Raw genomic sequence first — 13970 nt, 5'->3', positions numbered from 1 at the left:
ACTCCCATGAGGCTATCACTATGTTTGGAATATTAGAGTTATAACTCCAATCATGCCGAATTACATGCCGTTGTTGAACAGCCACTACGGCCTTGAAATTGCCTCCGGCATGCACCTTTCCAGCATCTGTCGGTTATATCGGGTGGCATAGTCAATCCGCTGCTCAAACTCCGACTCCTTGCCCATCTCAATTACATCACCGAACCCTTTCAGATAACGGACTCCGCACCGGGTTATCGCTTCTGCTTGCAATGACTCCACAACCCCCGGGGCCATACCACCGCGCCCGCCGCGCACTATGAGCCGATAATCCTGAGCAGCAAGACTCTCATCTATTGCCTCGGTCAGTGATGCGGCCACAACAGGCACCACGCAGATATGCAGAAACAGCAAACTGACGACTAACCGTAATACCTGCGCCATCCAGCTATCCCTCCCATCAGGAGGATCACGATAAGATTCACTGCACCACCACCACCACCACCACCACCGCCGCCACCCGCATTGTTGTCGGTAATGACAGTTGCACTTTCCGTAGTGGCAGACGCATTACCTCTTATCCCATTGATAGAGAAAAAAATATTATTGCTACATGCCAGCTTCAGCCTGGCCGTGCTGGTCAACGGTGCAGGCAACACCACACTGGCCGACCCGTTATTGGCAAGCCCGCTTGCCAGCGTAGTCCAAGTAGAACCACCATTCTGTGTCAGTGCCAAATCCACGCTGGGACAATTGATAGGAGGCTGATCGGTCCCAGCAACATTCCATGTCACTAGCTGAGTGCTACCCGCCACCATGGCGCCGATCTGCGGAGCTGTGATGGCAAATGCCGCGCCAGTATTGATCACCTGAACCACCATTTCATCACTGCTCACCGCCCCCTGACCATCACGTACGGTAAGGCGGAACTGGAGATTGCGATTGGTCGCAGGCCACGCCTCTCCTTTGGCCAAGACACCCGATATCAGAGAGCTCATGGCGGGCAATGTTCTGCGGGGATCCGATGTCGGTGAAACAAAGCGAAACAGCGGGCGGGTTCCATCATCCACCATGGTTGCCACGCTGTAGGATGCATTGCCAAGATCAACCTGCTCCCAGGTGTAACTGAGGGAATGACCATCCAGATCCAGCGCACTACCGACAAGAGTGAAAGGCGTATTGGCGGGGATCACCCTATCGCCCCCCGCATCCACAACCGGCGCGTTATTGGCAAGCGCCAGGTCGGTACCGCAGGAGGGCAGAGAGGCCATCAGAGCCCGCATCTGCTCGATCGACTTGCTGTGAAAAAAAGGGGTGCTGTTAACCTGCAGATTCTCCTCACCACAGATCCCGGCATAGGCCATGATGGTCGAGCCACTGCCCGGTTCCCAGGCTGAGCTAGCCTTGCGACCTGTTGCACAACTGTCGACCATGCCATTGAAGGAGTGCTCGGCCCCCAGCTGGTGCCCCAATTCGTGAGCCACATAATCAATAAAGAACGCATCACCGATAGGCTGTGAGCCTCCGGTCATGCCCCGTGAACGGCTGAAAGGGTTGCATAAAGATCTCAGGGTCGCCACCCCGCCGCCTGATGTCGCCAGCAGATGGCCCAGATCAAAAGAAGGATTGAGCAACACCCCCTGTTGGGTCTGGTTGATGGCGATATCCTGGGTCGAGTTGGTGAAAGGATCCGTCGCAGGATCGGTGAAAATCACATTATCCGTATCAGCTGCAAGCTGAAACTCGGCCCCCACATCACGGCGATAGACTTCATTGACCCGATTAAGCAGTGTTGCAATGGCCGAGAGTGCTGCAACCTTGGTACCACCGTGATACTGGGTATATTCCCCGGTTGCCGAGATGGCGATGGTGTAGCGCTTGCGCAAATTGCCATCGACCAGCACAGCTCGCTCACGCTCGATACCATGAGGATCAATCACCTGATCCACATCCTGTCGCCGCCAGGCATCTTGCTGTTCATAAACGGCATAAGAGAAACCGTCCTGAAGCGGATCGACATAAAAGGTACGCCCCTGATGGGTAAACATACCGTGAAAACCATGTATGGTGACATCAAATCGGCCTTTATCCGCTACCCGATCGATAGCCTTCCCACTGTAAGTATTGATAGAAGGGTAGCGCTGGGCCAAAGGCTCCGGGAGCAAGGCATTGGGATGAACATCAAACTGCACCGTAGTGCCATCCGGCAATGGCAAGGTCAATACACTGGCGAGATGCCCGGGTTCAAAAGGCTTGTCAGGAACCACCACTCTGACCTTTTCAGCTCGCACATCATAGCTCCCTCCCCTTTCCAAGTTTTCATCCATGAAGGTCCACTGTGGTTCTGCTGCAACCTGAACAGACAAACTGGTGATAATCACCGCAATGCCATGCTTCATAGAGCCTCCATGCCCTACCTTGGTGACAACAAGTATGGTGCAGCCTCAATTGACAATCTGCGTGACAGACAGAAAAGAAAATTCGCACAAAATTTCTGTCACGCTGAAAAATCGTGCTACACCCGCACACCCCATCTCAGGCAAAACAGACTGATCCCATTCAACAACGGAAAAAGTGAAGGCGCCATTGGCGCCTTCACGGATAGATAGGGGGCTGAATATCCCCCCCCATTTGGATTGGTTCGTTGGCGTATTACTGCTTATCCGCGCCCGATGCTATCGGGCAATGAATCACCATACGCTGGTTATACTCGTTGGCGTAAGCGCTCAACTTGGCATGTATCTCTTGCTGACCGGGCCTTATCACATCGCCCAACCCGTCCAGATAACGCACACCACAGCGCCCCTTGGCCTCTGCCTGCTGCTCGGCTGCAATACCGGGGGCGAACTCTCCCCGCCCGGCTATCACTATCAGGCGGTAATCCTGCCTGGCGAGGTTTGCACTCAGCTCCTGTTCCAGCGTGCTGGCATCGGCCTGACAACCGCCGAGCATGACAAGCAGCAACAGAGGGACTCCCTTCATGTGCGCCTCCGTTGCCAGCCGAGCAGCGCCAGAGCCAGCGTCCACAATCCGAGCGCCCCGCCACCACCGCCGCCACCTGAAGTCGAGCCACCTTGCACCAGAGGCAATTTGAGGGGACTGATGGTAAAGAAGATATTGTCGCTGCATGCCACTTTCAGCCTGACGCTGCTGGTGAGATCGGCAGGCAACGTTACCGTTGCTGCGCCGTTATTGGGTTGTCCGGCGGCGAGCATTGTCCAGCTTACGCCCTCATCCTGGGTCACCGAGATGTCCACCTTGCTGCAACTGATCGGCGCCACAGTTGTGCCCGCCACATCCCATGCTACGGCCTGACTGGCCCCCGGAGTGAGAGTCACCCCGTAAAACGGGTTGGTGATGCGAAATGCCGCACCGGTATTGATCACTTGCACTTTCATGTCATCACTGGCAACGCCACCCTGACCATCACGCACCGTCAGTCTGAAATTGAGATCCCGATTGGTAGTCGGCCAGGCCTCTCCTTTGGCAAGCGTGCCGGAGAGCAGGGATGGCAAACTCGGCAGGATCCGCTCCGGCGATGCCGTGGGAGAGACAAAACGAAACAGCGGCCGGGAGCCATCGTCAATCATGGTGGCGGCACTGCTCGATTCAGTACCCAGATCGATCTGCTCCCAGTTGTAGAGCAGAGAATCATTATCCAGATCTCCACCAGCCCCTTTTAACATAAAGGCCGTATTGGCAGGGATCACATAGTTCCCCCCTGCAGCTGCCTGCGGGGCATTATTGCTCAACGCGAGTGTGGTTCCACAAGTCGATACGGTCGCCATGTGTGCACGCATCTGCTCGATGGACTTGCTATGAAAATAGGGGTCGCTGTGAGTCTGGATATTCTCATCACCACAAATACCGGCATAGGCCATAATGGAGCTGCCACTACCAGGCTCATAGGCTTGACTCGCAACCCGGGTACCAGCACCGCAACTCCCGGTAGTGCCGTTGAAGGTATGATCGGCACCAAACTGGTGGCCAATTTCATGAGCCACATAGTCAACGAAGAAGGCATCTCCCACCGGTGTGGGTGAACCCGACATCCCACCAGACTTCTGATTGGTGCAGAGCACTGCCAATCCGGCCAGACCGCCGCCATTGGTATTCAGGACATGGCCGATATCAAAATTACCGAGCTGCATATTGGTAAAGTAATAAGCCTGTACCCCGATATTGGTCTGCGCATCCGAATTATCATTGGCAAACAAGTCGCTGGCCGGATCGGTAAAGATCAGGTTGTCATTGCCACTGGCTAGCACGAATTCGGCGCCCACATCCCGTTGATAGACCTGATTGACGCGGTTGAGCAAGGTCGCAATCGCCGCCATGGCAAGCGCTTTGGAGCCACCGTGGTATTGGGTAAATTCTCCTGTCGCCGAAATGGCAATGACGTAGCGCTTGCGAACATTGCCATCCACTTGCACCTTGCGCACCAGTTTGCTGAGCTTGGGCCCTATCACCTCATCTGCAGCCTCTTCCAATCGACTATGGGCATCCTGCTGGTAATAGATGGCGTAACCTTCGGCATTGCGCAGCGGATCGACAAACACCAACCTGCCCTGATGGCTGAACATGGCGTGGAAACCTTGCGGCCCCAGATCGAAGCGTCCTGTCTCTATCGGATGCGCCGGGTTGTGCCCCTTGAAGGTGCGGATCTGCGGATACTTGGCGGCAAGATCTGCAGGCAGCAAGTCGTAGGCTTCCAGAGCAAAGGTGACCTCCCCCCCATCGGGCAGCGGCAGGGTCAGCTCACTAACCCCGGCTTGCAGCCCGGCAAAATAGTCGAGCGGCACCTTGGCCACCCGAAACTGATTGGCCCGCACCTCATAACCTTGCTCCGCAGTCGCTCTGGCGGCTACCGTGCTCCACTCGCTGGCCATCAGGCTGGTTGACCCCAACAAACTGGCCACCAACAAGGCCAACGAACACTTACTGGTCACATGCATCTTTGTCATCCTTGTAGTCATGCACTTTTTTGAACCATTACCGGCATCATTATCCCGCCGAATCAAAAAGCCCGGCGCCACTGTTTCAGCCACTCACCCATGGGGAGTGTTGCGCCAACCCCGTCTAACCCCTATCATTGCGCGGATTTGTCAATTTTAGAACTGCCCCTCTTCACAAAGGTGCGGTTCATCTTTATCTGGCCAAGGTTAATCTCATGCTCAAATCCCCACTGTTGCCCCGTTTCGGGGATCTGGTCGTTGCCATTGTTGACGATGTGCTCGGTCAGGGTCTTACCCTCGACCGCGCCTATGCCCGTCACTTCTCCGGCATCGAACTCAAACCGCAAGAACAGGCAAGGATTGCCCTGGTCACCGGCGACCTGCTGCGCCGTCTCAGCCTCTATTGTTTCCTCACCGGTATTCAGGTGCGTCAGGCCGAAAAGAATGTCTGGCCACTGCTGCACAGCTGGCACGCCTTCCACAAAATTGCCCAGCCCAACCACCCGACCCTGGATCGCTTCAATGAAGAAGCATTCCGCCGCCGTCTGACCGAGGCGAAGAAGAACCCGGTATTGATGGATGGTTGCCCGAGCTGGCTGGAGAAACTGGGCTGCGAGCAGCTGGGTGAAGCCTGGCCTGCCGAGCGTGCCGCCCTGGCCTGGATGCCCAAGCGCTACCTGCGGGTCAACACCCTCAAGTGCACCCGTGATGAGCTGCAGGCCATGCTGGCCAAAGAGCAGGTCACCACTATTCCGGTTGAAGGTGTGGAGACTGCCCTGCAGGTCACCTCCGACGCAGCCCTGTTCCGCACCAAGGCCTTTGCCGATGGTTGCTTCGAACAGCAGGACGCAGGCTCCCAGCTGGTTGCTGCCGCTTTGGAAGTTGCCCCAGGCATGCGCGTTATCGACGCCTGCGCCGGTGCCGGTGGCAAGACCCTGCATATCGCCGCCATGATGCAGGGCAAAGGCCGTCTGCTGGCAATGGATGTGGAAGAGTGGAAGCTGGAGAACCTCAAGCAACGCGCTCGTCGCGCCGGTGCCCACAACGTGGAGACCCGGGTCATCACCAGCAGCAAGACCGTCAAGCGCCTCAAAGAGAGCGCCGACCGCGTACTGCTGGACGTGCCCTGCTCCGGTCTAGGCGTACTCAAGCGCAATCCGGATGCCAAGTGGCGTGATACCGCCGAGCGTCTGCCGGTGCTGGTCGCGCTGCAAGAAGAGATCCTGCAGCGTTACAGCCAGATGGTGAAAGTCGGCGGCCTGCTGGTCTATGCAACCTGCTCCATCCTGCCCGAGGAGAACCGCCAGCAGGTGGACAAGTTCCTCGCCGCCAACGAAAACTTCCGTCTGCGTGACGATCACACCGTGAGCCCGTCCGAGACCGGCTTCGATGGCTTCTACATGGCTCGTATCGAACGGATCGCCTGATCCAGAATGACCTGCTCCTTGCGCCCTTATCGCGCACGGCGGGTTCGATGAAAAAAGAGCGGCAGCCCTCGGGCTACCGCTCTTTTTATTGATAAGGATCGCCGCGTCAGGACTCCAGCGCAGCAATCGCCTCTATCTCGATCTTCACATCCTTCGGTAACCGAGCCACTTCTACGCAGGAGCGAGCCGGATACATGGCATCGTGCTCGGTGAAGAAGTCGTTGTAGACCTGATTCACCGCAGCAAAGTCGTTCAGATCCGAGACAAACACCGTAGTCTTGAAGATGTTGCGCACCTCGCCGCCTGCCGCCTCGACAATCGCCTGAACGTTTTGCAGGGAACGCAGGGTCTGCGCTTCGATACCCTCCGCAATGTCGCCGCTTACCGGGTCCAGTGGGATCTGACCGGAGGTGTAGAGGATGTTGCCAATCCGGGTGGCCTGCACATAGGGGCCGATGACGCCCGGCGCCGCCTTGGTAGTGATAACCTGTCGCATCTGTTACTTCCTCGTGCTGACAAACAAAAATAGGCCCGGAGCAAACCTGCTCACTCCGGGCATGAGAGTTACATCATGTTGGTGAAGGTTCTGGAGATGACGTCCTGCTGCTGCTCGCGGGTCAAGGCGTTGAAGCGCACCGCATAACCGGAGACCCGGATGGTCAGGCTGGGGTACTTGTCCGGATTGTCGATGGCATCCAGCAGCATCTCGCGATTCATCACATTGACGTTGAGGTGCTGACCCCCTTCCACATCCCGCTCATGATGGAAGTAGCCATCCATCAGCCCCACCAGATTGCTCTCGCGATTGGCCGGCTCCTTGCCGAGCGCCCCCGGCACGATGGAGAAGGTGTAGGAGATCCCGTCCTTGGCGTATTTGAACGGCAGCTTGGCCACCGAGGCCAGCGAAGCGACCGCCCCCTTGCGATCCCGACCGTGCATCGGGTTGGCCCCCGGTGCAAACGGCGCACCGGCACGGCGGCCATCCGGGGTGTTGCCGGTCTTCTGGCCATAGACAACGTTGGAGGTGATGGTCAGGATCGACTGGGTCGGCACCGCATTGCGGTAGGTCGGCAGCGCCTGGATCTTCTTCATGAAGCGCTCGACCAGATCGCAGGCGATGGAGTCGGCCCGCTCGTCGTTGTTGCCGTACTGGGGATACTCCCCCTCAATCACGAAATCGACCGCCAGCCCATCCGCATCGCGCACCGGCTTGACCCTGGCGTACTTGATGGCCGCCAGCGAATCGACCGCCACCGACAGACCGGCGATACCGCAGGCCATGGTGCGATAGACGTCGCGATCGTGCAGCGCCATCAGCGAGGCCTCATAGCTGTACTTGTCGTGCATGTAGTGAATAAGGTTGAGCGCGCTGATGTACTGCACCGCCAGCCAATCCATAAAGCTGTCGAGGCTGGCCATGACGGTCTCGTAATCCAGCACCTCGTCCATGATGGGCGCCACTTTCGGGCCAACCTGAATCTTCTGCTTCTCGTCCACCCCGCCGTTGATGCAGTAGAGCAGGGTCTTGGCCAGATTGGCACGGGCCCCAAAGAACTGCATCTGCTTGCCGATCACCATAGGGCTCACGCAGCAGGCGATGGCGTAGTCATCGCTCTCGAAATCGTTACGCATCAGGTCATCGTTCTCATACTGCAGGGATGACGTATCGATGGAGACACGGGCGGCATAGGTCTTGAAGGCCCGCGGCAATCCTTCCGCCCAGAGAATGGTGAGGTTGGGCTCGGGCGCCGGCCCCATGGTCTTGAGGGTGTGGAGGTAACGGAAGGAGTTCTTGGTCACCAGAGTACGACCATCCAGCCCCATGCCGCCGATCACCTCGGTCGCCCAAATGGGGTCGCCGGAGAAAAGGGAGTCAAACTCGGGGGTACGCAGGAAACGTACCATGCGGATCTTCATGATGAAGTGATCAACCAGCTCCTGGGCATCCTGCTCGCTGATAAGCCCCGCCTTAAGATCCCGCTCGATATAGATGTCGAGGAAGGTGGCGGTACGACCGAGGGACATGGCCCCGCCATTTTGCGACTTCACCGCTGCCAGATAGGCAAAGTAGAGCCACTGCACTGCCTGCTGCGCCGTGCGTGCTGGCCCTGAGATATCGAAGCCGTAGTTGGCAGCCATCTGCTTGATCTGCACCAGTGCCCGCTTGTGCTCTGCCAGCTCCTCGCGCTGACGGATCACCTGCTCCAGATTCTCGCCACGCTCGAGGGCCGGTTGCAGATCGGCGAACTGCTGCTCCCGCTCACGGATAAGATAATCTATGCCATAAAGCGCGACCCGACGATAATCTCCGATAATGCGACCACGACCGTAACCATCCGGCAAACCGGTCAAAATCCCTGATTTTCGGCAGCGCAACATCTCGGGTGAGTAGACGTCGAACACGCCCTGGTTATGGGTTTTGCGCAATTCGCTGAAGGTATATTCAAATTCGGGATCCATCTCCCGGCCATATGCTTCAAAAGAGCTGCGGATCATATTTATGCCGCCAAACGGGTGCAGCGCTCTTTTAAGGGGCTTGTCGGTTTGCAGACCAACAATCTTTTCCAGCCCCTGCTCGATATAACCCGGCCCGTGGGCAGTAATGGTCGTGGCAATATTGGTATCAAAATCGACCGGTGCGTGGGTGGCATTCTCAATGCAGATCCCCTCCATCACCTTGTTCCACAAAGTGGTGGTCGCTTCGGTCGCATCTGCTAAAAACTGTTCGTCACCTTCATAGGGGGTGTAGTTCTGCTGGATAAAATCACGGACGTTGATCTCGTGCTTCCAGTTTTCACCGGCAAACCCTTGCCATGCCTGACGGAATTTATCCTGATCCAATTGCATATCAACTTTCATCAAATAAACCTCATTCACTACTCATGACACTACAGTGGAAGATGTCAGACGCACTCGGCCTGACGAACCTTCAGCCCCAGACGAATGGCATCCAGCGCGATCATTTTCTCTTCATTGGTGGGAATAACCGCCGCCAGTACCATGGACTCTGCCGCCGAAATTACCCGGCAGCCCTCGTTATTGGGGCGCTGGTTAAACGGCTCGCTGATCGCTACGCCAAATACCCGAAGTCGTTCGCATACCAGCTTTCTGATAAAGGCCGAGTTCTCGCCAATACCGCCGGTGAAAATAACGGCATCCAGCCGGCGCAATGAGGTGGCATGGCCACCGATATGGCGGGCAATACGATGGACAAAAGCGTGAATGGCCAATTTCGCCCCGGGATGTCCTTCGTGATAGGCAGCTTCCAATACCCGCATATCCGAGGAGAGCCCCGAAATACCCAGCAGACCGGACTGCTTATTCAATATCCGCTCGATATCCTCGATGGATTGCCCGGTCTTGCTGGCGATATAGGCCAGCGCGCCAAAATCGATATCGCCGCTTCGGCTGCCCATGATCAACCCCTCCAGCGGCGTCATCCCCATCGAGGTATCGACGCTCTTGCCATCCTGCACCGCGCAAATAGAGGCGCCATTGCCCAGATGGGCGATGACCAGACCGACATGCAGCTCATCCAGCCCCATAAATACGCAGGCCTGCTCGGCCACATAGCGATGGGAGGTGCCATGGAAGCCATAGCGGCGCACGCCGTAATCCTGCAAATATTGGTAAGGCAGCCCATAGATATAAGCTTCCGGCTTCAGGGTCTGGTGAAAACCGGTATCAAATACCGCAATTTGTGACCGGTTGGGAAATAGCTGGCGGGCGGCCATCACGCCACTTAAATTGGCGTGATTGTGCAGGGGGGCCAAGGGTGACACCTGCTTTATTTTGGCCAATACATGTTCATCAATGATCACGGCTTCGCTAAATTCACTACCACCATGAGCAATTCGATGACCCACCAGTGCAATGGCATCCAGCAGATCCCTTTTTTTCAATTCCTCCGCGATGGCAGCCAATGCACAGGTGTGGTTATTTTCAGCTAATGACATTGCAGGCTCTTTACCCACTTGCAATTGGGGATGGGCCGTCTCAATACCATCCGCTATACCGTAGATCACCACCTCACAGGATTGACTATCCAGTACCGAGAATTTGACCGACGAAGAGCCGCAATTGATAACCAGAACCAACGAATCAAACTTCATTACATCGCCTCGATATTTATGATGTCGAGTCACTGCAGTCAGAACATATTTACCACTGAGTGTGGTGGCCAAATCACGGATAGCCTTGCCCTGGGCCCACATAATTGTGGCCAACCAAGAACAGGTTATTGCGCACTTCTGACTGCGCCATGCAGACCCCGCCAGGGGGGCCTGAATGGCTGATGACTTGCAGAAAAGGTTTTCAGAACAGCTTGGAAACTATATTCAGGATGGTCAGCACACCGATGATGGTGACAAACAGGTTGCTGGCCTGACCTTTATATTTTGCCAGTGCCGGTGTCTTGCTCACCGCATACATCGGCAGCAGACAGAGCAGGGAAGCGATGATTGGCGCCCCCATTGCCTCAATCAGGTCGAGGATGTTGGGGTTCACATAAGCGACCAGCCAGGTGGAGCCCATGATGAACAACATACTGACCATATTGAGTTTTTTACTGGAAACCTTGCTTTTGTCGCCCTGATAGCCAAAGCGGAGGATAAGACCATTCAACCCTTCCAGCGTCCCCAGATAGTGGCCGAAGAAGGATTTGAAGATGGCAACCAGCGCAATGATGGACGCCGCATACTCCAGAGTGGTGGCAAACGCAGACTTGCTGCCCGTCATTGAGGAGAAGTGGTTGGCCAGATAGGAGAGCACCGGAATATTCTGGGCTTTGGCTTCCGCCATATTTTGCGGTGACAGGGTAAAGAGGCAGCTGAAGGCAAAGAACATCACCACGGCCACCATCAGCATGCTGGCACCGGAGATAATCTTCGAGCAGCGCTTTTCGGTAAAATCACGACCGAACTCCTGCTCATACTCTTCCCGTTTGGAGACAATGAAAGAGGAGACAATCGGCGAGAAGTTGAAGGAGAAGACCATGATGGAGATCCCCAGCCAGACGGTAACCAGAATACCATCGTGACCAAACATCGATATCTCGCTCAGATTGACCTGATCAAAGACGGCACTGTTCCAGTACGGGACGAGGGAGAGAGAGATAACGATCAGACTGGCAATAAAGGGAAAGACCAGATAGCTCATCACCTTGACCATCAGATCTTTACCGAAGTAGATCACGAATGCCATCAACATCAACAATGCCAGTGCAACCACACCTCGATTAAGCGGAACCAACTGTAGTTGATGCTCCCAAAATGCCATAAAGGTATTGGTGATCGTCACACCATATATCCACAGCAGTGGGCAGATGGCAAAGAAATAGAGGAAGGTAATTACCACTCCACCCATCTTGCCAAAATGTTCTTCAACGGTCTCGGTAATATTTGCCGATGGATTACTGCCAGAAAGACATAATCTGGCCAACGCCCTGTGGCAATAAAATGCAATGGGGTAAGCCAGCACCAGCATGATTAATATTGGGATCAGGCCACCATATCCGGCCCGGATTGGAAAGAACAAGACCCCCGCCCCGATAGCAGTACCGAACAGACCTAATCCCCATGTGGTATCCGATTTACGCCATGCACGCGTATTCTCTTTACTGCCGGTTACAACACTGTCTAATATCATGACTGCATTCCTTACAGGCTAAATTGACGAATATTGTTCTGTTCGATAATTTCGGCGATCCGGGTCAGATCAATATTGCCACCCGAAATAATGCTGACGGTCTTTTTACCTTCGACATAATGTTTCAGCTTGCCACTGAGCAGCGCTGCCGAGGCCAGAGCTCCCGCCCCTTCGGTAATCACCTTGTTGCGCTGAATAAGGTCAACCATGCTATGACGAATATCATCCTCGGTGACCAGTACAATATCATCCACCAATTGTTTGACGATTTCGAAGGTCAGTGAACCGGGTCTTGCCACATCACAGCCATCGGCCAGCGTGCTGCTGGTTCTGTGATTGGTCATGGTACCGGCATAGAAAGAGGCCGCCATACCGTGCACATTCTCGGATTGCACACCAATCACCTTGATGGTCGGATTAATAGATTTGATAGCCATGGCAACACCGGCAATCAAACCACCGCCACCGATCGGTACTATGATGTTATCGACATCATACAAATCTTCGATAATTTCCAGGCCAATGGTGCCCTGGCCGGCAATCACTTTTGCATCGTCGAAGGGGGGGATAAATACGCGGCCTTCCATCTCCACGATTTCGCTGACTTTGGCAATGGTGTCATTGAAGCTATTTCCATGAAGGATCACTTTGGCTGAATAGTCACTGGTTGCAGCAATTTTTGATTTGGGGGCACAGCAAGGCATGACCACCTTGGCATCAATTCCCAACATAGCACTGGAGAGTGATACACCTTGGGCATGATTGCCCGCCGAGCAGGCGACAACACCTTTTTGTCGGTCTTCCAGACTTAATGAACTGAGTTTGTTGAAGGCACCACGAATTTTAAAAGAGCCTGTACGTTGCATGTTTTCAAGCTTGAGGTAAACCTCGCCATGGCAACGTTCGCTGATGTAGTTAGAGGGTAGTTGCGCGGTCTTGTATATATGATTGGTCAGTCTTTTTTTGGCTTCAGTAATATCATGAAGACCAATGGGCAGATTGCTATACATCTTCATCGCAAATCTCTTTTTATTTATTAATTTGTAGGGTTTTATTTCACAGGGCGAAGCGATACTAGGTTCTATCACTTGCAATTAATGTGAGCATAAACACAAAAAAATCTACAAAGAGACTGCGTTACGGTGAAATTATCAAAAAATGTGATGGCAGCAACACTTGAATCCAAATGGATTAAAAAAAGTAATCATATATTGGCAAACAATATAATTAACAACTCCAAAACAAATCCGTAAGGATTAGATTTTTCAGGGCAATTGCGTTGCTTTTTGCAACCGGCAATCAGTTGCTTGCCTGCCAGAACCGGGACAATAAAAAAGGGAGCCTATAAGGCTCCCTCTCGACAACACAGAACCGATTACTCGGCTGCAGCATCATCTTTCTTGTACTTGGCAGCAGTCTCTTTGATCAGAGCCTGCAACTCGCCAGCCTGGAACATCTCGATCATGATGTCACAGCCACCGATCAGCTCACCTTCAACCCACAGTTGGGGGAAGGTCGGCCAGTTGGCGAATTTTGGCAATTCGGCGCGGATATCCGGATTTTGCAGGATATCAACGTATGCAAACGGCTCGCCGCAGGACATCAGAGCCTGGGAGGCCTGGGCAGAGAAGCCACAGCTGGGTAGCTTGGGGGAGCCCTTCATGTAGATGATGATGGGGTTGTCAGCCAGCTGCTGCTTAATCTTTTCAATAGTTTCCATAGGTGCCTCACTAGAGCGATTTCGGCGGCCATTCTACTGCAATCTTGCCCGAGCACAAACTGACAAAGGGGTGACCCGGCTCGAATTGTGCAAAGAACCCACACAGGATTGATCGCGATCATGGCGCCAATCAAGAGTTGTTAGGCCATCTTTGATACTGCTACAATCCCTTGGCTTTGGGCTACCCAGCCCCATCATTTTAAAAACAACTCTTTTCACATATAGAAAAGAGTACGCAATGTC

Annotated in this window: 11 protein-coding genes; 1 reads left to right on the top strand and 10 read right to left on the bottom strand. The window is 54.4% G+C overall.

The annotated features are described in order from the left end of the window. Positions 1 to 84: 84 nt before the first annotated feature. From AB5Z05_RS04935 to AB5Z05_RS04920, 4 genes are all read right to left on the bottom strand, one after another. Positions 85 to 423: a hypothetical protein gene (locus AB5Z05_RS04935; RefSeq protein ID WP_368150323.1), complete on the bottom strand. Its 339-nt coding sequence runs from the start codon at positions 421 to 423 to the stop codon at positions 85 to 87. Continuing rightward, positions 402 to 2378, bottom strand: a complete 1977-nt coding sequence (locus AB5Z05_RS04930) for a reprolysin-like metallopeptidase (protein ID WP_368150321.1) — start codon at positions 2376 to 2378, stop codon at positions 402 to 404. Before AB5Z05_RS04930 ends, AB5Z05_RS04935 begins: the two co-directional genes overlap by 22 nt. A gap of 253 nt (positions 2379 to 2631) precedes the next feature. Continuing rightward, positions 2632 to 2961: a hypothetical protein gene (locus tag AB5Z05_RS04925; protein WP_368150319.1), complete on the bottom strand. Its 330-nt coding sequence runs from the start codon at positions 2959 to 2961 to the stop codon at positions 2632 to 2634. Continuing rightward, positions 2958 to 4934, bottom strand: a complete 1977-nt coding sequence (locus AB5Z05_RS04920) for a reprolysin-like metallopeptidase (RefSeq protein WP_368150317.1) — start codon at positions 4932 to 4934, stop codon at positions 2958 to 2960. The genes AB5Z05_RS04925 and AB5Z05_RS04920 overlap by 4 nt, the downstream gene beginning before the upstream one ends. A gap of 215 nt (positions 4935 to 5149) precedes the next feature. On the opposite strand from AB5Z05_RS04920, the gene AB5Z05_RS04915 reads away from it, so the two are divergent. Then, complete coding sequence (locus tag AB5Z05_RS04915; RefSeq protein ID WP_110302509.1) at positions 5150 to 6361, top strand: RsmB/NOP family class I SAM-dependent RNA methyltransferase; 1212 nt, start codon at positions 5150 to 5152, stop codon at positions 6359 to 6361. A gap of 106 nt (positions 6362 to 6467) precedes the next feature. Here the strand turns inward: AB5Z05_RS04915 and AB5Z05_RS04910 are convergent, their stop codons facing one another. The 6 genes from AB5Z05_RS04910 to AB5Z05_RS04885 all read right to left on the bottom strand — a co-directional run bounded on the left by AB5Z05_RS04910 (position 6468) and on the right by AB5Z05_RS04885 (position 13727). Further along, positions 6468 to 6857: a RidA family protein gene (locus AB5Z05_RS04910; protein ID WP_110302510.1), complete on the bottom strand. Its 390-nt coding sequence runs from the start codon at positions 6855 to 6857 to the stop codon at positions 6468 to 6470. Between the two features lie 68 nt (positions 6858 to 6925). Continuing rightward, complete coding sequence (gene pflB / locus AB5Z05_RS04905; RefSeq protein ID WP_110302511.1) at positions 6926 to 9220, bottom strand: formate C-acetyltransferase; 2295 nt, start codon at positions 9218 to 9220, stop codon at positions 6926 to 6928. A 44-nt stretch (positions 9221 to 9264) separates the two neighbouring features. Further along, a complete protein-coding gene (gene tdcD / locus AB5Z05_RS04900; protein WP_368150314.1) occupies positions 9265 to 10545 on the bottom strand; it encodes a propionate kinase in 1281 nt (426 codons plus the stop codon). A 130-nt stretch (positions 10546 to 10675) separates the two neighbouring features. Continuing rightward, positions 10676 to 12007, bottom strand: a complete 1332-nt coding sequence (tdcC, locus tag AB5Z05_RS04895; protein WP_019444738.1) for a threonine/serine transporter TdcC — start codon at positions 12005 to 12007, stop codon at positions 10676 to 10678. Between the two features lie 11 nt (positions 12008 to 12018). After that, on the bottom strand, positions 12019 to 13023 hold the full coding sequence (gene tdcB / locus AB5Z05_RS04890; protein WP_005334660.1) for a bifunctional threonine ammonia-lyase/L-serine ammonia-lyase TdcB: 1005 nt from the start codon (positions 13021 to 13023) through the stop codon (positions 12019 to 12021). Between the two features lie 359 nt (positions 13024 to 13382). Beyond that, entirely contained in the window at positions 13383 to 13727 is a 345-nt protein-coding gene (locus AB5Z05_RS04885) for a Grx4 family monothiol glutaredoxin (RefSeq protein ID WP_005353650.1), read from the bottom strand. Positions 13728 to 13970: the final 243 nt, after the last annotated feature.

The organism is Aeromonas sp. R2-4, assembly GCF_040908365.1.
Classification (GTDB): Bacteria; Pseudomonadota; Gammaproteobacteria; order Enterobacterales; family Aeromonadaceae; genus Aeromonas; species Aeromonas veronii.
Note: the sequence above shows the minus strand (reverse complement) of the source record. Positions and strands in the feature narration are given on the sequence as shown.